The organism is Bradyrhizobium sp. 87 (assembly GCF_023073015.1).
GTDB lineage: Bacteria > Pseudomonadota > Alphaproteobacteria > Rhizobiales > Xanthobacteraceae > Bradyrhizobium > Bradyrhizobium canariense_D.
The window spans coordinates 414275-438946 of the sequence record NZ_JADPIQ010000048.1 but is presented as its reverse complement, the minus strand read 5'-3'; the positions used below and the strand labels follow the sequence as shown (position 1 = coordinate 438946).

Genomic DNA, 24672 nt, shown 5'->3' with positions numbered 1-24672 from the left:
CACCTCAATCCATCCCCGCCACCTTCCCTTTAGCGCGCGTTGCCGCAATCACATCCCGCACCAGATCAAACACACCGTCCGCTTCCGGCGGTGAGTTCGGCGAACGGCCGAGCCGCACGATCACGAGTCGTTCCGACGGAATCACGATTGTATACTGCCCGATCGTGCCCTTGGCGAAGAAGGCATCGCGCGGCCAGCCGTGATCGACGCGAAAGGTCGCGCCAAAGCTGTCGCCCTGGTTGGTCCAGAATCCGGCGCCGATACCGACCCAGGCATTGGGCGTCGCCGACGCCGAGTAATTCACCCAGCCCTCGGGCAGGATGCGCCGGCCGCCGGCGACGCCGTCGTCGAGATAGAGCTGGCCGAAACGCGCCCAGTCGCGCGCGGATGCGAGCATCTCGCTCGACCCCTCGATCGTGCCGGCGCCGTCGAGCTGGAGCGTGACGTGTCGCATGCCGAGCGGCGCGAACAATTCGCGGCGCGCGAAGGCAAGCGCATCGGCGGGATTGCCGCCGGCGGCGTTGCGGATCAGATGCGCGAGCATGATGGTGTTGCCATCGTGATAATTCCACACGGTGCCCGGCGCGGTCGCAAGCGGCATGCTCGCTGCATAGGCGGCCATGTCGGCCTCCACGAATTTCATGCGATTGACCGGCTCGAAGGCGGAGCCAAGCGAGGCCTGAAGCGAGCTGCCGAGCGCCAGGCCCGCGGTGTGGCGCAGCAATTGATCGACGGTGATGGCGTGACGCGGATCGTCCGGATTTGTCCAGGCGGCGACCGGTGCGGGCCCGTCGAGCTTCAGTCGGCCCTGGCGCACGAGGATCCCGGTGAGAGCCGAGATCACGGACTTGGTCATGGAGAAGCCGAGCAGCGGCGTCTCCGGTCCGATGCCGTCCGCATAGCGCTCCGCGATGATGCGGCCCGACTTCATGACGACGATTGCGCGGGTGCGGCGGAATGGCGGTGATGGCGGCTCAGCGAAGGCGCGATCGAGTGCGGCTGACAGCTCCGGGCTCTGTGGCGACACGACCGCGGGCCCGGCGATCTCGGGCAGCAACGCCGGCTGCCTGTCATCCGGCGGCAACGTGACGTCGGTGATCCCTCCGCCGTGCTCGAGCGTGCAGCCGAGTCCCTCGCGATAGACGGCGTGGCTGCGACCGATGCCGAACAGCGTCACCGTAACATCCTTGCGCGCGCGATCGACCCGATAGTCCATCGCCCAGGCGAACAGACTTGCGCCCGGCATCGCATCAATGGTCTCCGTCAGGTTAGGCCTGATATCGAGGCCCGAGACAAACGTCTCCGCGCAGAGCACGTCGGCGATGAAGCCGGTGACGACCTTGGGCACGTCATGGGCGCGAACCGTGCCGAGCGCGAGGCCGGCAAAGACGATGGCGATGGTGAGAAGGACGATCTTGCGGCGGCGGGTCACGGGCTTGCTCCGGCTTGAGGCGTGTGCCGGAGACGAAGCGGCATTCACGCGATGCCCGCTCGCCGGATTTGGAAAACGGCAGAGCCGAAAGCAGCGAGACGCTCGCCGATTCCAAAATAACCTTGATATTACAGCGTGCTAAAGATTAGACGGCATTCACCTTCAGCCGCCGGTACTCCGTCGGCGTCACGCCGGTCACGGCCTTGAAGGCGCGGTTGAAGGGGCCTAGCGACTGGAAGCCAGAATCCATCGCGATGGTGATGACGGGGACCTTGGCCTGGGCGGGATCGGCGAGGGCTGCCTTGGCCTCTTCGATCCGGTGGTTGTTCAGGAACACATTGAAATTGCGGTAGCCGAGCCCCTGGTTGATCAGCCGGCGCAGCCGGTATTCGGGAATCTTCAGCCGGCCCGCCAGCACGCCGATGCTGATGTTCTCCTGGCGATAGATCCGTTCGTCCGCCATCAGCCGCATCAGGGCGTCGATGAGCTTTTGGTCGGGGGCATCCTCGCCGACAGGCTGGCTCGCCGCGATCGCGGGCGCCGCTTCCGCGGCGGCTGGAAACAGGTCGGCGCCATCGACGCGCATCATCGCATAGGCGATGGCCGCGACAATGCCGGCGAGCACGCCTGTATTGACGGTGTTGGCGACGTCGCCGACGTCACTGCCGACGACAAGGATCTGGAGCACCGCGTTCAATCCGCCATAGAGCGCGGCAGCACAGACAATGAAGATACGGACGCGGCGGCGGCGCTCGACCAGATCGGCTGACCATGAGGCGATCGTCTGCACGATCGCGAGCGCAATGAAGCCGAGCACGATCAGGTTCACCGCGGTGACGGCGACCCGGACATGTCCGCCGGGTGCGATCCAGAGACAGCTGACGAAGCTGAAGGCTGCCACCAACGCCCAGGTCAATCCGTGCCACCGGCGCAGGCGAAACTCATCGTCGAACAGCGCGCGCGTGAACAGCCAGAACACCACGATATTGCCGGTCGACAACGCGATCAGCGGCGCATGCCATGCCGGTACCAGCGATGATGTTCCGACAGAATAGCTCACAGCATGCGCGGCCGAGCCGAGCGCAAAGGCCGCACCGAGCCGGGCTGCCAGCACATTGCGGAAATCCGAGAGTAATGACGCTGCCAACACCAGCAGCAGCGCCACGGCGGCGGCGCGAAAGGCGAGCTCGGCTGCGGCTGGGGTCATCGGGTGTTGCGATGGGTCGCGGTTGACATCAGCCGAACATCCTTCGTCAGGCGTATGTTTTCAAGCACCATCCGCACCACAGCTGTCATCGTCCGGCTTGACCGGACGATCCAGTACTCCGAGACGGCCATGATTGAACGGATAGGCCGCCGCGTACTGGATGCCCCGCCTTCGCGGGGCATAACAGCGGGCTTAGCCGCGACGCTGGCGCGGAATCCTGCTAGTATCGAGCCCAAGCAATTTAGACGGAGTTTTACCATGAGCTGGCAACCCTCGAACGATCCCGTGCTCGGCGATCCCATGTCCTGCGATGCGCTCGATCTCGTCATCGTGCCGCGCACGCGCGATCTCGGCGACGGCTTCGCGGTGCGGCGCGCGTTGCCGCACGGCAAGCGGCAGATGGTCGGGCCCTTCATCTTCTTCGACCATTTCGGGCCGGTGCAGTTCGTCTCCGGCAAGGGCATGGACGTGCGGCCGCACCCGCATATCGGGCTTGCCACGGTCACCTATCTGTTCGACGGCGCGATCATGCATCGCGACAGTGAGGGCAACATCCAGGAGATCCAGCCTGGCGCGATGAATTTGATGACGGCCGGCCGCGGCATCGCGCATTCCGAGCGCACGCCGGATGTGCAGCGCGCCTCGGGGCAGAAGATGCTGGGCCTGCAAAGCTGGATCGCGCTGCCGGCCGGATCGGAAGAGATCGCCCCGTCGTTCCAGCACTACGGCGCGGGTGACCTGCCGATGGTCACCGAGCGCGACTTCACCGCAAAGGTGATCGCGGGCTCGTCCTTCGGCATCACCTCACCTGTTTCGATGGTGTCGCCGTGGTTCTATACCGAGGTCACGGCGGCCGCGGGCGCGGTCGTGCCGCTCGACCCTGATCATGAGGAGCGCGCCATTTACGTGGTCGACGGCGAGGTCGAGATCGCGAACGAGCGCTACGAAGGGCCGCGACTGCTGATCTTCCGCCCGGGCGACCGCATCACGGTGAAGGCGCTCAAGGCCACGCGGATGATGTTTCTGGGCGGCGACGCCCTGGAGGGCCCGCGCCACATCTGGTGGAATTTCGTCTCCTCCAGCAAGGAGCGGATCGAGCAGGCCAAGCAGGACTGGAAAACCGGCCGCTTCGCCGCAGTTCCGCAGGAACATGAGTTCATTCCGCTGCCGGAATAGGCTAATCCGGCTTCCGGTCGCGCGATCAGGCTCGGCCGGATGTCCCGTCGCAAGGCCTTGCTCCGAAAGTTCTGCCGATGACCACCATGCTCTCCAGCGACCTGCCCCTGCCCAAGATCGGGCGCGGCAAGGTGCGCGATATCTACGCCGTCGACGACGACCGCCTGCTGCTCGTCACCACGGACCGCATCAGCGCCTTCGATGTCGTGATGGGCGAGACCATCCCGATGAAGGGCGCGGTACTGACGCAAATCAGCGCCTTCTGGTTCAACGAGCTCGAAGGCGTGGTGCCGCATCACATGATCAGCGCCGACACCGACGAGATCATCGCCGCCGTGCCGGCCTTGAAGCCGCATCGTGCCGAGATTCTCGGCCGCGCCATGCTGTGCCGCCGGACCACGGTGTTTCCGATCGAATGCGTGATCCGCGGTTATCTCTCGGGCTCGGCCTGGAAGGAATATGCAGCAAGCGGAACGCTGGCCGGCGAGAAGCTGAAGGCGGGACTTGTCGAGAGCGAGAAGCTGGAGCCCTCGATCTTCAGCCCGGCGACCAAGGCCGAGACCGGCCATGACGAGAACATTACCATCGCAAAAATGCGCGAGGTCGTCGGCGACGAGACGGCCTACACGCTCGAGAGCATGACGCGCGCGATCTACACGCTCGGCGAGGAGCTCGCCCGCGAACAGGGCATTATCATCGCCGACACCAAGTTCGAATTCGGCCGCGACAAGGACGGCCGCATCATCCTGATCGACGAAGTCATGACGCCGGATAGTTCGCGCTTCTGGGCCGTCGATGCCTACAAACCCGGCCAGCCGCAGGCGAGCTTCGACAAGCAGCCCTTGCGCGACTATCTCGATGTCGAGCGCCGCGCCGGCCGCTGGAACGGCGACGCCCCGCCGCCGCCTTTGCCCGCAAGCGTGGTGGACGCGACCAGCAAGCGGTATCTGGAAGCATATCGCCGCGTGACGGGAAACGAACTCAAGATCTAGTGCAGGCCCTTAGCGTCGTCCTGGACCAGCGAACGAAGTGAGCGCCGATCCAGGACCCATTACCACCGGGCGCGGTTTGGCGAAGACTGTGGCCGTCACCTCGCGGCACGACTCCTCCCTGGGATAATGGGTCCTGGCTTTCGCCAGGACGACACCGAATGGCGGGCGCTTCGGTTTCTTCCATCCGGCTTGCAAGAATCTTGTTGCGCTAAGTCTCCAGTCGTCTACCTCTCGGAGGGGAATACTCAGCGAGTGGCACGGCGTGACAGATCCAGCGATTGGCTTCACTCCGTCGACCGGGCTCAATCCGGCCCTCAAGCGCGCGCTGAACGATATATTGGGCGGGAGCGCCGCCAGCGTCCTGACCGTCACGTTCGGACTGTCCTACGCGCTGCTGATCTTCGCGGGGCCGTTGTCGCCCTATCTGTCCTACGGCATCACGGCCACTTTCGTCAGCTCCGCGGTGCTTGCGGCCGTCGTCGGGCTCGGCAGCTCGCTGCCCTTCGCGATTGCAGCCCCCGACAGCTCGACCGCCGCGGTGACGGGTATCCTGGCGGCCTCGGTGGTCGAACGCATCGAGACGGCGAACCTGTCGACGCCGTTGCTGTCCCCTATCCTGATCACGCTCGGCCTGTCGACGATGCTGACAGGATTGGTGCTGTGTGGACTGGGCCTGACGCGGCTTGGCCGCGCCATCCGTTACGTGCCTTATCCGGTGGTCGGCGGCTTCCTCGGCGCCACCGGACTTCTCATCGTCATGGGTGCGGTCCGGGTGATCACCGACCATCCGCTGCAGTTCACGACGCTGTCGCACTTCGCCGACCGCACCATCCTGCTGGAGCTCGGTGCCGCCTGCGCGATGGCGCTGGTGCTGTATCTCACCTGGCACCGCTCGCGCAGCCCGTTCGGACTGCCGATCATCCTGGTCGGCGGCGTGCTCACCGCGCATCTGGCGTTCTGGATCACCGGCGTTTCCTTCGATGAGGCGCGCACATTGGGCTGGACCTTTCAGCCACCGCCGCAAGCGGTCTTCATGCTGCCCTGGCATACCGACGATCTCGCCCGCTATCCCTGGTTTGCCATACCGGACCTGCTTGGCAATGTCGTCGCCGTCATCTTCGTCACGGCCTCCAGCACGCTGTTCAACACCACCGGCATCGAGGTGGCCACGCATCGCGAAGCCAATCTGGAGTGTGAGCTGAACGTCACCGGCGCCGCCAACATCCTGACCGGCATGCTGGGCGGCTACCCCGGTTGCAGCTCGACCAGCCGCTCGATGCTCAATTTCAGCAGCGGCGGCCGCGGGCGACTGTCCGGCCTCACCGCCGCAGCGCTGTCGCTGCTGGTGCTTGCCGTCGCACCCGAGCTGCTCGGCTTCATCCCCAAATGCGTGCTCGGCGGGCTGTTGCTCTATCTCGGCGCCGACCAGTTGCACAAATGGATCATCGAGTCGCGCAAGCGGCTGTCGAAGCTCGAATATCTCTCGCTGATCGCCATCATCGCGATCATCGTGGCCTGGGGTTTCGTTCCGGGCATCCTGATCGGCGTCATCATCGGCTGCGCGACGTTTGCGTTCAGCGCCGCGCGGGTCGAGTCGATCAAATACAGTTTCGACGGCTCGGAGTACCGCTCCTCGCTCGACCGCTCGCGCGACGACCAGGACGTGCTGCTTGCCCACGGGGGCAAGATCCAGGGCCTCAATCTCCAGAGCTATCTCTTCTTCGGCTCCGCCAACCGGCTCTACCAGCACGTCAAGCAGCTGCTGCAGGAACGCCCCGAGTGCCGCTATCTGCTGTTTGACTTCAAGCTCGTCACCGGCGTGGATTCATCGGCTGCCTATAGTTTCGCCCAGATCAAGCGCAGCGCCGGCGATCTCGGAGTCGAGCTGATCCTGGTGCATCTGTCGGCTGCGGCCGAGAAGGTGCTGCGCTCCAGCGACTTCGTCGGCGAGGGCGTCACCATCATCCCCGAGCTCGATCGCGCGCTGGAATGGTGCGAGAACGAGCTCATCTCGCAGCATCAGGAGCTGGCGCAGGAAGAAGCCAGCCTGCGTGACTGGTTCACGCGAATGCTCGGCAGCGAAGACGGCGCCGACGAGCTGATCCGCCGCTGCCAGCGCATCGAGGTCGAAGCCGGCGAGGTCATCGTGCAGGCCGGCGCCCCCGCCGATTCCATGCATTTCATCCTCGACGGCCGCGTCGGCATCATGATCCCGGCCGATCACGACCGCACCACACGCGTGCGCAGCCTCGGCCGTTACACCACGATCGGCGAGATGGGGCTGGTGTCACAGACACCGCGCAGCGCGACCATCCAGGCCGAGGTCGACAGCGTGCTCTACGTGCTGAATACGCACCAGTTCGACGCCATCAAGACCGAGGATCCAGCGCTCAGCCACAAGCTGCTGACCTATTTCGTGTCGGTCATGGCGGAGCGGCTGACCTTTGCGAACCGCACGATCGCGGTGCTCAGGCGGTAGCCCTCGCATCCAGAAACGTTCTGCAATGTGCTACGAACAAATCCGGGTATTGGAAAGGTGCGCCGTGTCCGGAGTCGGGATACAGGATGAGCTGCGCATCACTCATCGCCTTGAACATGTTGTAGGCGTTGATGCTCGGGAACATTGAATCGTCGCTGCCGTGAACAATCAAGGTGGGCTGCGCGATTGCGCGGAGGATGGACGCCTCGTCCTTGCGGGCACACCAGGTGATGATCGCCTTCGCCTGAGGTTCGCTCACACTGTCTCCGCTTTCGGGATCCCGGTCCTGTGCGCGCGCAGTCCTCGCGCGATAAAGCCCCTACCGGCGCGCTGGCTGGCCTCGGAGGGCGTAAAGAACAGCGGCAGCCTGACATCGGCAGCCCCACGGGCAAAGGCGTCGTTGACGACGGCCATCAGATGCTCCTCGCCGCCGCGCGGCGCCGCTCCCGCCACGATCATCTTGCGGACGAGCCCCGTCCCCCGGGCAGCGAGCACCTGAGCGATCATGCCACCGAGCGAGAAGCCGAGAAGATCGACCTCACCGAGATCGAGCGCCCTGATGAAAGTTTCGGCATCCGCCGCCATCCGCTCGACGTTGTCCGGCGTCGCGCCGGAGCTCGTGCCGACGCCCGCATTGTTAAAAACGATGACCGGCCTGGTTTCCGCGAGCCGGTTCACCACGGCCGGATCCCAGGAATCCATGTTGCCTGTGAAATGCTGAAGCAGGACCAGTGGCATACCCTTTGCCGGGTCGAGGCGCCTGAAGGCAAAGCGCATACCGCCGGCCTCGATGAATTCCGTTCGCGCCGTTTCAAGGGACATGCCTTTTCCTTTTTCTTGAAGTGCACGGATGGCTGCTGGCACGACGGCGAGCACTCCATATATGACGCTCGCCATATGTATGTCGTCTTCCCGCGCTCGAGGGTGGAGACGTATCAGCCGGCTTACGGCATCGACGGGACGTAGATGCCATCATTTCGGCCATCGAATTGGCGAGGGGAGCAGGCGCACAAACAGGTGGTCCGTCGCATCCAGGAGTCATCATGAGAATCGGCTTGGTTCTGTCTCCGAGCTTCCAGGCCGTCTGTTTCGGCGCCGTCGCCGCTTTCGACGTGGCGAACAAGCAGGCTGGAGAAAAAATCTACGATGTTCGTGCGTTCTCGGAAGACGGCGGGCTGGTCACCTCGTCTGCTGGGATGCAAGTCATGACGGAGCCTTTCGATCAGGCCGCTTTCGACACCCTCATCGTCGCGGCGGGCCTCGACATTCCAACCTCATCACCCGGCCTCGTCCGGCTGCTTCGCGCAGCGGCCCGGAATGCGCGGCGGGTTTCGTCGATCTGTCTCGGCTCGTTCGTGCTCGGTGACGCCGGGCTGTTGAACGGGCGGCGAGCGACCACGCATTGGCGCTACGCACAGGAGATGCAGGCCAGATTCCCGGGTTGCAATGTGGACGCCGACAAGATCTTCATTGCCGACGGCCAGATCTGGACGTCTGCCGGCATGAGCGCCGGCACCGACATGGTCGTCGGCATGATCGAACGAGATCTCGGTGCCGAGAGGGCTCGCTCCGTGGCCAAAGGCATGGTCATGTACCACAGCCGCCCCGGCGGACAATCGCAGCATTCGGTTTTGCTGGAGGTGGGAACGAGCGAAGACAGGATCCAGAAGGCCCTGAACTACGCCCGGCAAAACCTGCGCGAGAGCCTCACGATCGAAGATTTGGCCCGCGCCGCCTGTCTCAGCCCGCGGCAATTCACGCGACTCTTCCGCTCGGCGACCGGCACGACGCCGGCCAAGGCCGTCGAAGCCTTGCGCCTCGAATCCGCGAAGCTGATGCTGGAGCAGACTCGTTTGCCGATCGAGGTCGTGGCGCGCGAGACCGGCTTTGCGACCCGTGAGCGCATGCGACAGGCTTTTGTCCGCGTGCATGGCGAGGCGCCGCGGACCTTCCGCAAGGAGGCTGGGCCACTCGCCATGCTCTGACGTGCCTCAAATCAGCTCAGCCGGATATTGGACAGATCGATCGAGACGACCAGCGGCTCGGTGCTGAAGCTGCCGTCGGGTTGCCGTGCATAAATGCGACGCTTGGTCGGAAACCGGATGCCCGAGACCTCGACATAGCCATCGATCAGATGCGCGCCGGGCGTATTGCCGGCGATCTCCACGTCGTAATCGTGCCGCTTCAAGAGTCCGTCCGCATCGAAATAGAGCGTCTGCACCGCGCTGTGCGTTGCGATGTCATTTGGAAAACGGACCGCAAGACGGCGCCACAGCCCGTCATTCGTACGCACCGGCTCCAGCTCTTCTGCCTCGACTCCCGGCCAGGCGAGCACGAACGGGGTGTTGAGGTAAGTCCACATGGCGCAGCCGGCGAAATAGGCGAGCTGGAGATCGGTCCACGGCGTTTGCAGAGTATGACCTGCAAAGCTGCTGCGCGGGTCACGAAGCTCGTCGAGCACCGTGCCGTCGGCCGCTTCGAGGGCGACCCGCCCCGGCTCGAACCGCGAACGGCGGCGCTCGGCGCCGAAGGGCGAGTGGGACGCCCATTCCTGGCGCAGACCAACCGTCACGGTGGTCTGCTGAAGCGTCTCAGGCTCCCCTTTCAAGGACCACAACACGCCCCCCTGCTGAAGGTCGGCCGCGACCTGCTCGAACTGGTTCCAGCGCTGAAGCCCACCATGGGCTTCGATCGCCAGCTCACTTAGTTTGGTCATCACGTTCTCCTGCGTAGGGGCCGTTGCATTGAGCCCTGCTGCAGAGAACGTTAGGCCCTCACGGGAGGACGGCGAACGCCGTAGATGCCGCGTTTCAGGCCACGGCGACCAGCAGCTAAACCCCCGCCATCATCACATATTTGATCTCGACATATTCTTCCATGCCGTGATGCGAGCCTTCGCGGCCGAGGCCGCTTTCCTTGACGCCGCCGAAGGGCGCCACTTCGGTGGTGATCAGGCCGGTGTTGACGCCGACCATGCCGGATTCCAGCGCCTCGGCGACACGCCAGACGCGGCCGAGATCGCGGGAGTAGAAGTAGGAGGCGAGCCCGAACGGCGAGGCGTTGCACATCGCGATGACGTCGGCCTCGTCCTTGAAGCGGATCACCGGTGCGAGCGGGCCGAAGGTTTCCTCCTGCGCCACCAGCGAGTCCGGCTCGACGTCGGCAAGCACCGTCGGCTCGAAGAACGAACGCCCGAGCTCGCTGCGCTTGCCGCCGGTGACGATCCTGGCGCCGCGCTTGACGGCGTCCGCGATATGGCGCTCGACCTTGTCGACCGCTTTCAAATTGATCAGTGGGCCCTGCGTGACGCCGTTCTCGGTACCGTCACCGATCTTCATCGCCGCGACTTTCTTCGACAGCTTCTGCACGAACTCGTCGTAGATCTTGTCCTGGGCGTAGATGCGGTTGGCGCAGACGCAGGTCTGGCCCATGTTGCGGTATTTCGAGACGATCGCGCCGTCGACCGCCGCATCGATGTCGGCGTCGTCGAACACCACGAACGGCGCGTTGCCGCCGAGCTCGAGGCCGAGCCGCTTCACGCCGACGGAGGCCTGCCGGTAGAGAATCTTGCCGACCGCGGTCGAGCCGGTGAAGCCGACGAAACGCACGGCCGGATGCTCGCACAACACCTTGCCGATCGGCGCTGCATCGCCCGTGACGATGTTGAACACACCCTTGGGCACGCCGGCTCTCTCCGCGAGCGCGGCAAGCGCCAGCGCCGACAGCGGCGTTTCATTGGCGGGCTTCAGCACCACGGTGCACCCGGCCGCAAGCGCCGGCGAAACCTTTCGTGTGATCATCGAGTTCGGGAAATTCCACGGCGTGATCGCGCCGCAGACGCCGATCGGCTGCTTGATCGCGAGCAAGCGCGCATCCGGCCGCTGCGTCGGAATCGTCTCGCCATAGACGCGGCGGGCCTCCTCGGCGAAAAATTCGACATAGGCGCCGCCGATGTCGACCTCGCCGAGCGCTTCGGCGAGCGGCTTGCCCTGCTCGGAGGTGAGGATCAGCGCGAGGTCCTCGCGATTGGCGATGATCAGCTCGAACCATTTGCGCAAAATATTGGAGCGCTGCTTGGCGGTGTGCTTGGCCCAGCCCGGGAACGCGCGCTCGGCGGCCTCGACCGCCCTGGTGGCGTCATCGGCCGAAAGCTGCGGAACCTTTGCAAGCTCGATGCCGGTTGCGGGATTGTTGACGGCGAAGACCGGCGAGCCGACCCAGGTGCCGTCGATGTAACAGGCCTCCTTCAGCAGCGACGGGTCCTTCAACCGGTCGCGCAGATTGGACGTGGCGTGCTGGGCACGTGCGGCGGCGGTCGGGGTCATGGCGTTGCTCCTGCGGGGCTTTTGCGGGCTGTTCCGGTTCGGCCGGAATATAGGGAGACGCGGCGCGCAATGCACCGTCCCGCAACGCACATCTGCTGGGAGCCAGGCTCGGAGCGGCGGAGTTACGCCGCGCCGCTCAGATAGGTCTCGCGCCGCCCGATCATGCGCTCGGCGGCGGCCTTGGCGTCGGCCTTCGAGGAGGTTGCGCAGGTCCGGTATTCGAGATCAGGAACGTCGGACGCGTTGCGGCGGCCGAACCAGGACTTTGAACCGACCGGCAGCAGCGCCAGCGCCTGTGCCAGATTGTCGACAGCGCCGAAGGAATAAAGTGCGCCGGTGCCGGCGATGCGGACCTCGTAGATGCCGGGCGCGATCGGCGCTTCGAGATTCTCGCCCCGTCCGGGACGGGGATAGCGCTTCCATTCGCTCCAGGTCGAAATCATCTGAGGTCCCCCCTCGCGGCCGGTGGGCGGCCGCCAATTTGCATCAAGTCTTAACGTCGACCGTCGATCGGCCGAGAGCTGAACGCCGCAGCTCACAAAATGTTTCAAGTGCTTCAAACAGTCGAAACATCTCGCCAGCACCCATCCACGGTCACGGCTGGTTGCGGCCATCCACCACAGATTGTGACGGAGTGTTGCAGGTCAGCCGCCTTGTCGTCGTGCGAGGGGAGCCGACCGTCAAGTCACGACATCGCGACCGCGGCAGGTACGCGGATGTGCTTGCCGCGCGGCGCACGCGGGAGGACAATCGATCGCTTCCAACAATAATCAAACCGGAGGAAACGCGGATGCAAGGCAAAGCTGAGATCGACGAGATTCTGCGCCAGAAGAGCGAGGCCAGGGAGATTCCCGGCGTCGTCGCCATCGCCGCCAGCGGTACCGAGGTGCTGTATCAGGGCGCGTTCGGCAAACGCGACCTGTCCAAGCCGGATGCGATGACCGCCGACAGCGTGTTCTGGATCGCATCGATGACGAAGGCGGTGACATCAGCGGGCGCGATGCAGCTCGTCGAGCAAGGCAAGCTGTCGCTGGATGCGCCGATCGGCGAGGTGTTGCCCGATCTCGCCAAGCCGCAGGTGCTCGAAGGTTTCGATGCCAAGGGCGAAGCCAAGCTGCGGCCGGCCAAGGGGCCGATCACGCTGCGCCAGCTCATGACCCACACCGCCGGCTTTGCCTACAACATGTGGAACGGCGATCTCGCGATCCATCTCGAGAAATCCGGCATCCCCGCCATCACCACCTGCCAGAACGCGGCGTTGAAGACGCCGGTTATGACCGACCCCGGCACGCGCTGGGAATACGGCACCAATATCGATTTCGTCGGCAAGGCGGTGGAAGCCGTCAGCGGCAAGCGCCTCGATGCCTATCTGCGCGACAATCTGTTCGCACCGCTCGGCATGAGCGATACCGCTTTCAAGATCACCGACGACATGCGCAAGCGTCTGGTCGGCATGCATGCGCGCGGCGAGGATGGCCAGCTCGCCGCGATCCCGTTCGAGCTCGAGCAGGAGCCGGAATTCCACATGGGCGGCGGCGGCCTTTATTCGACCGCGGCCGACTACATCAAGTTTACCCAGATGATCCTGAACAAGGGCCGCGGCAACGGCAATCAGGTGCTGAAGGCCGAGACCATCGCGACGATGGGGCAGAACCACATCGGCGACCTCGCCATGGGCAAGATGACCACGGCGGCGCCGATGTACACCAATGACGTCGATCTCTATCCGGAGCAGGTGAAGAAGTGGGGCCTCAGCTTCATGATCAACACCGCCAAGACCGCCGAGGGCCGCAGCGCGGGCAGCCTCGCCTGGGCGGGCCTCGCCAACACCTATTACTGGATCGACCCGGCGCGCGACGTCACCGGCGTGATCCTGATGCAGCTGCTGCCATTCGCCGACGCAAAGTGTCTCGAGGCTTTTGCCGGCTTCGAGCGCGGCGTCTATGCCGGGCTCGATGCGGGAAGCGGGCAGAAGGCGGCGTGAGGCGCGCCTGACTCTCACGACGCGTCACGGCCGGGCTTGTTGTCCCGGCCGTGCACGCAGCTGACTGGAGGACACGATCTTGGCAGACAAAGCCGACAGTTACGTTTGCGGCACCTCCGACACGCCGCTGCTCGGCGACACCATCGGGCGCAGCCTCGATCAGGCCGCGCGGCGCTGGAGCGATCGTGAGGCGCTGGTCTCGCCCAGCCACGGCGTGAGATGGAAATGGGGAGAGTTTGCCCAGCGGGTCGACGCGCTCGCCGCCGGCTTTGTCGCGCTCGGCCTCGAACGCGGCGCGCGGATCGGCATCTGGTCGCTGAACCGGCCGGAATGGACACTGACCCAGTTTGCCGCCGCCAAGGCCGGCCTCATCCTGGTGACGATCAATCCGGCCTACCGGCTGAGCGAGCTGGAATTCGCGCTTCACAAGGTCGGATGCAGCGCCATCGTCACCGCGACGGCATTCAAGACCAGCAACTACATGGACATGCTCAACACGCTGTTGCCGGAGCTCGCGAGCGCCAAGCCCGGGCAATTGCGCGCGGCGCGGCTGCCGGCCTTGCGCATCGTGATCCAGATCGGCGGCCCCGCCTGCCCGGGCACGGTCCCGTTCGACGAGGTCGCCGGCATGGGCGGTACCCTGCATCGCGAACAGCTCGCCGCGCTCAGTGCCTCGCTGCAATTCGACGATGCCGTCAACATCCAGTTCACCAGCGGAACGACGGGATCGCCCAAGGGCGTGACGCTGACCCATCACAACATTCTCAACAACGGCTATTTCGTCGGCCGCGCCATGCGCCTGACCGAACAGGACCGCATCTGCATTCCGGTGCCGCTCTATCATTGCTTCGGCATGGTGATGGGCAACCTCGCCTCCGTCACGCTCGGCGCAACGATGGTCTATCCCGGCGAGGGGTTTGATCCGCTCGCAACGCTGCGGACGATCGAGCAGGAAAAATGCACCGCGCTGTACGGTGTGCCGACCATGTTCATCGCCGAACTCGACCACGGCGAATTCTCAAACTTCGATCTGACATCGCTGCGCACCGGCATCATGGCCGGTGCACCCTGCCCGATCGAGGTGATGAAGCGCGTCAACAGCGAGATGAACATGGGCGAGGTCACGATCGCCTATGGCATGACCGAGACGAGCCCGGTCAGCTTCCAAAGCGCCGTCGACGACCCGCTCGATCGCCGCGTCTCGACGGTCGGGCGAATCCATCCGCATGTCGAGGTCAAGGTCGTCGATCTCGAGGGCAAGATCGTCAAGCGCGGCGAACGGGGCGAGCTCTGCACCCGCGGCTACAGCGTGATGCTGGGCTACTGGGAGGAGCCGGAGAAGACCGCGGATGTGCTCGACGCCAACGGCTGGATGCATACCGGCGACATCGCCATCATCGACGACCAGGGTTATTGCAACATCGTCGGCCGCATCAAGGACATGGTGATCCGCGGCGGCGAGAACCTCTATCCCCGCGAGATCGAGGAATTTCTCTACCGCCATCCCAAGATTCAGGACGTGCAGATCTTTGGCGTTGCGGATACCCGCTACGGCGAGGAGCTCTGCGCCTGGATCCGCGTCAGGCCCGGCGAGACGCTGACGAAGGAAGAGGTGCGCACCTTCTGCGACGGCCAGATCGCCCACAACAAGATTCCGCGGTACGTGGAATTCGTCGACGAGTTTCCGATGACCGTGACCGGAAAGGTCCAGAAATTCCTGATGCGCGACGACGTGGAGCAACGGCTTGGACTGAAAGCCGCGAAGACGGCGTGAGCCGCAGCTGTCATTCCCCGCGAAGGCGGGGAATCCAGTACGCCGAAGCTTCTCGATTGAATCACGACCGTCTCGGAGTACTGGATCGCCCGGCCAAGCCGGGCGATGACAGCGAGGATGAGGCTATTCCACCTTAAGACGTCAGCCCGCGCTGCCCGGCGAGCTCCTTCAGCGACACCTGTGGACGCGCGCCGATGTGCTGGATCACTTCGGCGGCCGCGAGCGCGCCGAGTTCGCCGCACTGCTTGTGGGGCAGGTTGCGCGCCAGACCGAACAGGAAGCCGGCGGCGAAGAGATCGCCGGCCCCGGTGGTGTCCACGAGTTTCGCGATCGGAGACGCCGGGGCTGCGACTGCGTCAGTTGGCGTCACCACCACGCAGCCTTTCTCGCTGCGGGTGACCACGCCGAGATTGACGTCGTTGCGCAGCTGCTTGAGCGCGGTGTCGAAGTCCGAGGTCTGGTAGAGCGAATGCAGCTCGGACTCGTTCGCGAACACGATATCGACGGTGCCGTTGCGCATCAGCCCCAGGAACTCGTCGCGATAACGATCGACGCAGAAGGAATCCGACAACGTCAGCGCCACCTTGCGCTTGGCATCATGAGCGATCTTGGCCGCCTTGACGAAGGCGTCCTTGGCGTTCTTGGGGTCCCAGAGATAGCCCTCGAGGTAGACGATGCCGGCCGCGGCGATCTCGGCCGGGTCGATGTCGGCGGGCGACAGGTCCTGCGCGGCGCCGAGATAGGTGTTCATGGTGCGCTCGCCGTCGTCAGTCACCAGGATGTAGGAGCAGCCGGTCGCAGGACCGTCCTTCGCCGCGGGCGTGTTGAAGGCGACGCCGGCCGCGCGGATGTCGTGGACGTAGAGCTTCCCGATCTGGTCGTCCTTGACCTTGCCGACATAGGCGGCGCGCGCCCCGAGGCTGCCGATGCCGACGATGGTGTTGGCGGCCGAACCGCCGGAAACTTCCGTCGCCGGGCCCATGTCCTTGTAGATGGCGGCGGCCCGCGCCTCGTCGATCAGGGACATGCTGCCCTTGGTCATGCCGTGCTTGCCCAGAAAGGCTTCGTCGGTCTTGACCAGCACGTCGAACAGCGCGTTGCCGATGCCGAGAACGTCATATTTCACGTCAGCCATTCACCTTGATCCTGTTTGGCGGATTGCGATACCCGCGGAAATCCGCTTCCTGTCGGTCTGAAATCTGGCTCGCGGCCTATCACGGCCGGCCCTTCGCGGGCAAGCAACGGTATTATGCAGTTCCGATGATCCGCTCCTTCCTGACCGTCTCGACGGGGACACTGGCTTCACGGCTGCTGGGCTTTGCACGCGATTCCCTGATCGCGGCGCTGCTCGGCACCGGCGCCGTGGCGGACGCGTTTCTGGCGGCATTTCAGCTCGTCAATGTGGTGCGGCGCCTGCTCAGCGAGGGGGCCCTGAATGCGGCGCTGATCCCGGCCTGGCTGCGCGTTCGTGACCGCGACGGCGAGGCGGCTGCCGCGGCGTTCGCGGGACGCGTGCTCAGCTCCGTGAGCGCGGGCCTGATCGCAATCTCAATCGTGATTGCACTGCTGATGCGGCTGATCATCATGATCATCGCGCCGGGCTTCGTCGGCAGCGCATCGCTCGATCTCGCCGTCCAGAATGCGCGGCTGATGCTGCCTTATCTTGCCTTCGCGGGACCCGTCACGGTGCTGATGGGCCTGCTCAACGCGCAGGGTCGCTTTGCACTCACCGCGTTCTCGCCGCTGCTGTTCAACATCGCCCTGATCGCTGCGAGCACAACACTCCTGCTGTGGCACGTCGACGCGACCGTCGCCGCGTGGATATTGGCGGCCTCCGTCGGCATCGCCGGCCTGTTGCAGCTCCTGATGCTGCTGTCGCAGCGAAGTGCGCGTCTGGCGACACCGTTGCGCGTGAGCTTCGACAAGGACATGCGCGGCTTCTTCGCCAAGGCGATCCCGGGCATGATCGCGAGCTCCGGCCCGCAATGGCTGATGGTTGCCGGCGCGATCATCGCCTCCGCCACGCCGGCCGCGGTCTCCTGGCTCTATTTCGCCAACCGCTTGATCGAGCTGCCGCTTGGCATTGTCGGCGTCGCCATGGGTACGGTGCTGGTGCCGGAGCTGACGCGCGCGGTGAGGAGCGGTCACCGTGACGCGGTTGCGTATGCGGAATCGCGTGCGCTGGAACTCGCGACCGGGCTGGCATTGCCGGCGACGCTCGGCCTGATCGTGCTGGCCGAGCCGATCGTGCGGCTGCTGTTTGAACACGGCGCCTTTGGCGCGGAGGACAGCGCGACCACGGCGCGCGCCCTGATGTGGCTGGCGCTGGGACTGCCGGCGCACGTGCTGATCAAGGCGCTGTCCCCGACCTATTTTGCCCGCAGCGACACGATGACGCCGCTGCTTGCGACCGCGAAAGGGTTCGTGGTCGCGGTCGCGCTCGCGATCCTGCTCGGTCACTTCTTCGGCGCGAGCGGGATCGCCGCCAGCATTGCCGCCGGCGCCTGGAGCAGTGCGATCTCGCTGCTCCGGAAAGGCACGCGTGAATTCGGCTTCTCGGTCGACGCCGCCGCCCGCAAGCGGCTGCCGCGAATCGTGCTCGCCGCGCTCGCCATGGGCGGCCTGCTGTGGCTGACCGCGGGCCTCTTGCCTTCACAGGCCCATGGGCTCATCCGCTTCATTGCGCTGGGATCACAGATCGCCGCCGGAATCGTCGTCTATGGCTTGCTCCTGCAAATCCTCCGCGTCGCGTCCTGGCGCGAGGCGGCCGGTGCCTTGAAGCGCCCCGCCCAGCCCGATCCCGGCGCCTGAAGTCAGCGAAATTCCCTTGACGGGGCAGCGCCGCTGTTGGAAACGACGCCCCGTATCTTGCAGGGAAGCTGCCATGCCATTCGTTGAACGGGTTTTTTCGGGCGTCCAGCCGACGGGCAATCTGCACCTCGGCAATTATCTCGGCGCAATCGTCAACTTCGTGAAGATGCAGGAAACCCACAACTGCATCTATTGCGTCGTCGACATGCACGCGATCACGCAGGGCGTGGACGTCTGGGGCGGACCAGTCGAGCTCGCGCGCAACACCCGCGAGGTGACCGCGGCGTTCATCGCCAGCGGCATCGATCCGAGCAAGCACATCGTGTTCAACCAGAGCCAGGTCTCGGGCCACGCCGAGCTCGCCTGGATCTTCAACTGCGTCGCGCGCATGGGCTGGCTCGGCCGTATGACCCAGTTCAAGGAGAAGGCCGGCAAGGACCGCGAGAACGCCTCCGTCGGTCTGTTCGACTATCCCGTGCTGATGGCGGCTGACATTCTGCTCTACCGCGCCACCCACGTGCCGGTCGGCGAGGACCAGAAGCAGCATCTCGAGCTGTCGCGCGACATCGCGCAGAAGTTCAACAACGACTTCGCTGAGTCGATCCGCAACCTCGGCGCCAATGACGGCCTGTTCTTCCCGCTGCCGGAACCCTTGATCACGGGCCCGGCGACGCGCGTGATGAGCTTGCGCGACGGCACCAAGAAGATGTCGAAGTCGGATGCGTCGGATAATTCGCGCATCAATCTGACCGACGACGCCGACACCATCGCGCAGAAGGTCCGCAAGGCCAAGACCGACCCGGAGCCGCTGCCGACCGAGGAGAAGGGTCTGGAAGCGCGTCCCGAGGCCGACAATCTCGTCGGTATCTTCGCCGCGCTCTCCGGCCGCTCCAAGGCCGACGTGCTCAGGGATTTCGGCGGCGGCCAGTTCTCCAGCTTCAAGAACGCGCTGGTGGATTTGTGCGTCACGAAGCTCGCGCCGATTGCCGGCGAGATGAAGCGCCTCGTCGCCGACCCCGGCCATATCGACGCGATCCTGAACGATGGCGCCGACCGCGCGCGCGCGATTGCCGACGAGACCATGACGCTCTCGAAGGACATCGTGGGCTTCATCCGTCGGCGCTGATAATAAGTTCGCGAAAACGCGGCCGACGCCACGGCGCCGGCTCGCTTCTGCTCTCCCCAAGTACGACGGAGTGTGGCAGCATGTCAGCGTGGACATTCCGGGACATGCATGACCAGCAAGCGACTTTGCTTCGAGCCGGGTCACAAGCCCAAATGCCTCGTCATCGTCGACGACACCGCCGAATGGGATCGCGCGGTCTATTACGCCAGCCGCTGGGCGATTCGGGCCGGTGGCGGCGTGGTGATGCTCCGCATCATCGAGCCCGAACAGCAGAGCCAGGAATGGCTGGGGGTCGCCGACATCATGCGCGCCGAAGCGCATGAGGCGGCCGAAGCCGCGCTCGACCGTGCCGCCGGCCGCGCCAACGGCATCGCCGCGATCACGCCGGAACGGGTGATCCGCGAAGGCGCTGCGATGGAACAGCTGCTGGCGGTGATCGACGAGGACCCCGACATCGCCATGCTGGTGCTCGCCGCGAACCCGGGCGCGGAAGGCCCGGGGCCATTGGTCGCGCTGCTCGCGCACGCGCTGGGCACGTTCCCGGTGCCGGTGACGGTCATTTCCGGCGCGCTCAGCGACCAGAGCGTGGATTCGCTGTCCTAGACTGCTGCTCGTTCGCCTCGCCCCGTTAGCCGGCAGAGGGAAGAAGCGGGTACCCTAACCCGCTGATATAACAGGTGAACGGCCAGCTTACCCCTTGACCGTGCGTTCGCCGTCGCCATCTGCTAGTGGATAGAGCACGCGCCGGCCTTGAACCGGCGACGTCTGGAGAAAACCATGTTCATTCAAACCGAAGCCACCCCCAATCCCGCCACGCTGAAGTTCATTCCCGGCCGCGTCGTGGTCGACGGCGGACCGATGGAATTTGCCAACCGCGAATCGGCCGCACGCTCGCCGCTCGCCGAAAAGCTGTTCGAAGTCCCCGGCGTCACCGGCGTGTTCTACGGCTCGGACTTCATCACCGTGACCAAGGCGAACGGTGAATGGCAACAGCTCAAGCCCGCGATCCTCGGCGCCATCATGGAGCACTACATGTCCGGCGCGCCGCTGCTCGCCGACGGTGCGGCCGCGAGCGATGTCGATCTCGACGAAGAGGACGAGTTCTTTGACGAAGCCGATGCCGAGACGGTCGACATGATCAAGGATCTGATCGAGACCCGCGTGCGGCCAGCGGTCGCCAATGACGGCGGCGACATCACTTTCCGCGGCTTCAAGGATGGTATCGTCTATCTCAACATGAAGGGCTCCTGCGCCGGCTGCCCGTCATCGACCGCGACGCTCCAGCACGGCATCCAGAACCTGCTCAAGCACTTCGTCCCCGACGTGGTCGAAGTCCGGCCGATGTAGGCTGGGGCCGCAAAGGCGTGGACGGCCGGGACAAGCCCGGCCATGATGACGAGCATTCCATGACGGATGGTGCTACCACCGTTCCATGCTGATCCTTGCCATCGATACCGCGCTGGAAGCGTGCGCGGTTGCCGTTCTCGACACCGATGCCGGCCAGCTCCTCGCGCAGGAGCAGCTTCTGATGAAGCGCGGCCACGCCGAAGCGCTGATGCCGATGATCGCGCGCGTGATGCAGTCAGCCAACCTCGCCTTCACAGCGCTCGAGCGCATCGCGGTCACCATGGGCCCCGGAAGTTTCACCGGCCTGCGCGTCGGCATTTCGGCCGCCCGCGGCCTTGCGCTTGCTGCGAAGCGGCCCGCCGTCGGCCTGACCACCTTGTCGGCCTATGCCGCCGCCGTCGTCGGCCAGAGCGGAGCGGCGCCGGTGATCTCGGCGATCGACGCGCGGCACGACCACGTCTATTTCCAGATCGTGGCCGGTGACGGCAGTCAGCTGGTGCGGCCGGGCGTCGCTCCCATCGACGAGGCGATCGCGGCGTCGCAATTCGGCGCGCCGCATCTGGTCGGCAATGCCGCGAAGATCCTCGCCGAGCGCTGGCCGAAAGATATGCCGCAGCCGGTCGCGGTCGACGCGCAGCCCGCGCCCGACATCGGCTGGGTCGCATGGCTTGGCGCCGCCGCCGATCCCGCGACAAATCCGGCGCGGCCGTTCTATCTGCGGGCGCCCGACGCAAAGCCGCCCGCACAACTGCCGCTTGCAGCACAAGCCGCAAGCTCACGATGAAATGGTTGTCGGAATGGTGGCGCGGCGGTACGGCCGTCGTCGAGCCGGCTGTCGCGCGCGACGTCGCACGGCTTGCGCAACTCCACGGCGCCTCCTTCGCGCGCGGTTGGGGCGAAGGCGAGTTCGAGAGCATGCTCAGCGAGCGCAACACGCTGGTGCACCGGTTGCGGCTCGGCCGCAAGACCGTGGGCTTCGCGGTGTCGCGGATCGGCGCAGACGAAGCAGAGATTCTCTCGATCGCGGTCGATCAGGCCCATCGCGGCCGCGGCCTCTCTCGCACGCTGCTGATGACCCATCTCGGCCACCTGGCAGGACGCGGCGTGCGCACAATATTTCTTGAGGTCGAGGAAAATAACCAGCCGGCGCGGCGGCTCTACGACCGAGCCGGATTCATGGTGGTCGGACGCCGCGAACGCTACTATAAGCAGCCGAACGGGGAACAATTGAACGCACTTCTGATGCGACGTGACTTGTCGTAACATTGATGGCAGAAAGCGCCCCGTCAGGCGGACATCACATGACTGGTCTTAAACCTTCCCCCGCTTCCAAGGCGTCCGGCATCGAGGCGCGCTGTGCCGCCACAGGCATGCGCATGACCGAGCAGCGTCGTGTCATCGCCCGCGTGCTCGCGGAGGCGGTCGATCATCCCGATGTGGAGGAACTATATCGCCGCTGTGTCGCGGTCGACGACAAGATCTCGATCTCGACCGTGTATCGGACCGTCAAGCTGTTCGAAGATGCGGGCATCATCGAGCGCCATGATTTCCGCGAAGGCCGCGCGCGCTACGAGCAGATGCGCGACAGCCATCACGACCACCTCATCAACCTGCGCGACGGCAAGGTGATCGAGTTCACCTCCGAGGAGATCGAGAAGCTCCAGGCGGAGATCGCCCGCAAGCTCGGCTACAAGCTGGTCGATCATCGGCTCGAACTCTATTGCGTCCCGCTCGACGACGACAAACCCACAAGTTAAGTGGCGATCGATCTCGTCATCTTCGATTGCGACGGCGTGCTCGTGGACAGCGAGGTGATCTCCTGTCGCGCGCATGCAGATGTGCTGTCGAGGCACGGCTATCCGATCACATCGGAGCAGGTGCTGGTCCGCTTCCTCGGCGTATCCGAGAAAGATGCACGGCGAATGGTCGAACAGGAGATCGGCCGCAATCTTCCCGATGATCTCGAAAGCCAAGTGAATGCTGCGACGCTGCAATTTTATGCCAGCGATTTGCAGCCGATCACCCATGTGGCCGCAGCGATTGGCGCAATCGATTTGCCCAAATGCGTTGCGTCGAGCGGCACGCCGGAGAAGATCCATCATGGCCTGACCTGCGCCGGTCTCTACGATCTGCTTGCGCCGAACATCTTTTCCGCGAGCCAGGTCGCGCGCGGCAAGCCCGCGCCCGATCTTTTTCTGTTCGCCGCCGCGCAGATGAAAGTCGCGCCGGAGCGGTGCCTCGTGATCGAGGACAGCGTCCCCGGGGTGACCGGCGCGCATGCCGCCGGGATGACCGTGCTGGGCTTTCACGGTGGCAGCCATTGCCCGCCGGGCCACGCTGAAAGGCTCCGGGCCGCCGGGGCCGGATTGACGTTCGACGATATGCGGCAATTGCCGGAGCTGGTCCGGCGGGTCGCGGCGGACACCCTGGCGGGCTGATTCAGGGTATTTTCTGAGTGCAGCTGGCGGCTGCCGGGACACGCACACGCCCGGAATCCCGAGGTTTTGGCGGGATTCCGCACTTCCCGCCAGCGCTCGCCCCGGAATGACAGCCCAAAGGGCGCCAATCGCTGGATTTTCGCCTCCCCAGCCTATATCTGAGGGCGGTCCTCCACCTCAATTCCGGATTCCATGACGCCGCCGCGCAAGCTGCACATCAAATCATATGGCTGCCAGATGAACGTCTACGATGCCCAGCGCATGGTGGACACGCTGGCCCCGGAAGGATTCGTGGAGACGGCCAGCGCTGATGACGCCGACCTCGTCATCCTCAACACCTGCCATATCCGCGAGAAGGCCTCGGAAAAGGTCTATTCGGAGCTCGGCCGCCTGCGCGTCGCCAAGGACGCCGCCGCGCGCGACGGGCGTACCATGCAGATCGCGGTCGCAGGCTGCGTGGCACAGGCCGAGGGCGAGGAGATCGTGCGCCGTGCACCCGCGGTCGACGTCGTGGTGGGACCGCAGAGCTATCATCATTTGCCGCAGCTGTTGAAGCGCGCCGGCAATGAAGGCCGCGCCATCGAGACCGAATTCCCGGCTCAGGACAAGTTCGGCTTCCTGGCCCAGCCCAAGCCCGGCGCGATCCGCGCCCGCGGCATTTCCGCTTTCGTCACGGTGCAGGAAGGCTGCGACAAGTTCTGCACCTTCTGCGTCGTGCCTTACACGCGTGGCTCGGAAGTCTCGCGGCCGGTGACAAAGATCGTCGACGACGTGAAGCGGCTCACCGAGAACGGCGTGCGCGAGCTCACGCTGATCGGACAGAACGTCAACGCCTATCACGGCGAGGGACCGGACGGAAAAAGCTGGCCGCTCGGCAGGCTGCTGGAGCACCTCGCGGCGCTCCCGGGCGTCGCGCGGCTGCGTTATTCGACCAGCCATCCGCGCGATGTCGATGACAGTCTGATTGCAGCCCATCGCGATCTCCATGCCTTGATGCCGTTCGTGCACCTGCCGGTGCAGTCGGGCTCGGACCGGATTCTGGCTGCCATGAACCGGAAACATACCGCCGATGATTATCGGCGTGTCGTCGACCGTTTCCGGTCCGCACGCCAAGACATTGCTTTCTCATCAGATTTTATCGTCGGCTTCCCCGGCGAGAGCGAGCAAGATTTTCTCGCGACCCTCGCGCTTGTCACGCAAATCGGCTACGCTGCGGCATATTCGTTCAAATACTCCGCCCGGCCGGGAACGCCGGCCGCGGACATGCAGGAGACGGTGTCCCCCTCCGAGATGGACCAGCGATTGGAGCGGCTCCAGGAACTGATCGACAGCCAGCAATCGGCCTTCAACAAGGCTGCGATTGGCTCAACGGTCGATGTGCTGTTCGAGCGCCCGGCCCGCAAGGACGGCCAGATCGTCGGCCGCACCGCCTTCCTCCAGCCCGCGCATGTGATGGCCTCCCCGGACATCATCGGACAGATCCTGCCGGTCCGGATCGACAGTCTCGAACGCTACAGCTTCCTCGGTGAGCTCGCCATGGCGCACGAGCCCGCTTTATCGCCCATCGCCACTGGAGCCTGA

At 64.8% G+C, this 24672-nt stretch carries 21 protein-coding genes and 1 pseudogene; 15 read left to right on the top strand and 7 right to left on the bottom strand.

Translation table 11 applies throughout. The features are described 5' to 3' along the window. Nucleotides 1-4: 4 nt before the first annotated feature. On the bottom strand, nt 5-1432 hold the full coding sequence (locus IVB50_RS11680; protein WP_018455827.1) for a serine hydrolase: 1428 nt from the start codon (nt 1430-1432) through the stop codon (nt 5-7). Between the two features lie 145 nt (nt 1433-1577). Continuing rightward, on the bottom strand, nt 1578-2639 hold the full coding sequence (locus IVB50_RS11675) for a helix-turn-helix domain-containing protein (protein ID WP_018455826.1): 1062 nt from the start codon (nt 2637-2639) through the stop codon (nt 1578-1580). Nucleotides 2640-2897: 258 nt separating this feature from the next. On the opposite strand from IVB50_RS11675, the gene IVB50_RS11670 reads away from it, so the two are divergent. The 3 genes from IVB50_RS11670 (at nt 2898) to IVB50_RS11660 (ending at nt 7286) form a co-directional block, all read left to right on the top strand. Beyond that, entirely contained in the window at nt 2898-3815 is a 918-nt protein-coding gene (locus IVB50_RS11670) for a pirin family protein (protein WP_018455825.1), read from the top strand. Between the two features lie 77 nt (nt 3816-3892). Beyond that, the gene (locus IVB50_RS11665; protein WP_247295893.1) at nt 3893-4807 is read left to right on the top strand and encodes a phosphoribosylaminoimidazolesuccinocarboxamide synthase; all 915 of its coding nucleotides are present in this window, start codon (nt 3893-3895) and stop codon (nt 4805-4807) included. Between the two features lie 262 nt (nt 4808-5069). Then, nucleotides 5070-7286, top strand: a complete 2217-nt coding sequence (locus tag IVB50_RS11660; RefSeq protein WP_247295891.1) for a SulP family inorganic anion transporter — start codon at nt 5070-5072, stop codon at nt 7284-7286. On the opposite strand, the pseudogene IVB50_RS11655 reads toward IVB50_RS11660, so the two are convergent. Then, nucleotides 7276-8108 (bottom strand): annotated as a pseudogene (locus IVB50_RS11655) (alpha/beta hydrolase). The gene IVB50_RS11660 and the pseudogene IVB50_RS11655 overlap by 11 nt on opposite strands. Nucleotides 8109-8329: 221 nt before the next feature. Here IVB50_RS11655 and IVB50_RS11650 point away from each other — a divergent pair. Continuing rightward, nucleotides 8330-9271, top strand: coding sequence for a GlxA family transcriptional regulator (locus tag IVB50_RS11650; protein WP_018455822.1), 942 nt, complete (start codon nt 8330-8332; stop codon nt 9269-9271). Nucleotides 9272-9282: 11 nt separating this feature from the next. Here the strand turns inward: IVB50_RS11650 and IVB50_RS11645 are convergent, their stop codons facing one another. The 3 genes from IVB50_RS11645 to IVB50_RS11635 form a co-directional block, all read right to left on the bottom strand. After that, nucleotides 9283-10002, bottom strand: a complete 720-nt coding sequence (locus IVB50_RS11645; RefSeq protein ID WP_018455821.1) for a hypothetical protein — start codon at nt 10000-10002, stop codon at nt 9283-9285. Between the two features lie 115 nt (nt 10003-10117). Continuing rightward, nucleotides 10118-11611, bottom strand: a complete 1494-nt coding sequence (locus tag IVB50_RS11640) for an NAD-dependent succinate-semialdehyde dehydrogenase (RefSeq protein WP_018455820.1) — start codon at nt 11609-11611, stop codon at nt 10118-10120. A gap of 122 nt (nt 11612-11733) precedes the next feature. Then, nucleotides 11734-12054 (bottom strand): hypothetical protein, encoded by a 321-nt coding sequence (locus IVB50_RS11635; RefSeq protein WP_007603877.1) that lies wholly within the window; start codon nt 12052-12054, stop codon nt 11734-11736. A 347-nt stretch (nt 12055-12401) separates the two neighbouring features. Here IVB50_RS11635 and IVB50_RS11630 point away from each other — a divergent pair, with 347 nt between their 5' ends. Together IVB50_RS11630 and IVB50_RS11625 are read left to right on the top strand one after the other, a co-directional pair. Beyond that, entirely contained in the window at nt 12402-13595 is a 1194-nt protein-coding gene (locus tag IVB50_RS11630; protein ID WP_018455819.1) for a serine hydrolase domain-containing protein, read from the top strand. Nucleotides 13596-13674: 79 nt separating this feature from the next. Next, nucleotides 13675-15369: an AMP-binding protein gene (locus tag IVB50_RS11625; protein WP_018455818.1), complete on the top strand. Its 1695-nt coding sequence runs from the start codon at nt 13675-13677 to the stop codon at nt 15367-15369. 133 nt (nt 15370-15502) lie between these two features. Here the strand turns inward: IVB50_RS11625 and IVB50_RS11620 are convergent, their stop codons facing one another. Further along, nucleotides 15503-16504: an adenosine kinase gene (locus IVB50_RS11620; RefSeq protein WP_018455817.1), complete on the bottom strand. Its 1002-nt coding sequence runs from the start codon at nt 16502-16504 to the stop codon at nt 15503-15505. Nucleotides 16505-16629: 125 nt separating this feature from the next. On the opposite strand from IVB50_RS11620, the gene murJ reads away from it, so the two are divergent. The 9 genes from murJ to miaB all read left to right on the top strand — a co-directional run bounded on the left by murJ (nt 16630) and on the right by miaB (nt 24672). Beyond that, nucleotides 16630-18180, top strand: coding sequence for a murein biosynthesis integral membrane protein MurJ (gene murJ / locus IVB50_RS11615; protein ID WP_026233033.1), 1551 nt, complete (start codon nt 16630-16632; stop codon nt 18178-18180). Between the two features lie 73 nt (nt 18181-18253). Continuing rightward, nucleotides 18254-19306 carry a tryptophan--tRNA ligase gene (trpS, locus tag IVB50_RS11610; RefSeq protein WP_018455815.1) on the top strand — a complete coding sequence of 351 codons (1053 nt, stop codon included), beginning with the start codon at nt 18254-18256 and terminating at the stop codon, nt 19304-19306. A gap of 108 nt (nt 19307-19414) precedes the next feature. Beyond that, on the top strand, nt 19415-19909 hold the full coding sequence (locus IVB50_RS11605; RefSeq protein ID WP_018455814.1) for a universal stress protein: 495 nt from the start codon (nt 19415-19417) through the stop codon (nt 19907-19909). Between the two features lie 174 nt (nt 19910-20083). Further along, entirely contained in the window at nt 20084-20653 is a 570-nt protein-coding gene (locus tag IVB50_RS11600; protein WP_026233032.1) for a NifU family protein, read from the top strand. A gap of 85 nt (nt 20654-20738) precedes the next feature. After that, a complete protein-coding gene (tsaB, locus tag IVB50_RS11595) occupies nt 20739-21437 on the top strand; it encodes a tRNA (adenosine(37)-N6)-threonylcarbamoyltransferase complex dimerization subunit type 1 TsaB (RefSeq protein ID WP_018455812.1) in 699 nt (232 codons plus the stop codon). Then, nucleotides 21434-21916, top strand: a complete 483-nt coding sequence (gene rimI, locus IVB50_RS11590) for a ribosomal protein S18-alanine N-acetyltransferase (protein ID WP_018455811.1) — start codon at nt 21434-21436, stop codon at nt 21914-21916. Before tsaB ends, rimI begins: the two co-directional genes overlap by 4 nt. Nucleotides 21917-21954: 38 nt before the next feature. Then, a complete protein-coding gene (locus IVB50_RS11585) occupies nt 21955-22410 on the top strand; it encodes a Fur family transcriptional regulator (RefSeq protein ID WP_007598312.1) in 456 nt (151 codons plus the stop codon). Next, the gene (locus tag IVB50_RS11580) at nt 22411-23091 is read left to right on the top strand and encodes an HAD family hydrolase (RefSeq protein ID WP_018455809.1); all 681 of its coding nucleotides are present in this window, start codon (nt 22411-22413) and stop codon (nt 23089-23091) included. It begins immediately after the preceding gene. A gap of 192 nt (nt 23092-23283) precedes the next feature. Then, a complete protein-coding gene (gene miaB, locus IVB50_RS11575; RefSeq protein WP_018455808.1) occupies nt 23284-24672 on the top strand; it encodes a tRNA (N6-isopentenyl adenosine(37)-C2)-methylthiotransferase MiaB in 1389 nt (462 codons plus the stop codon).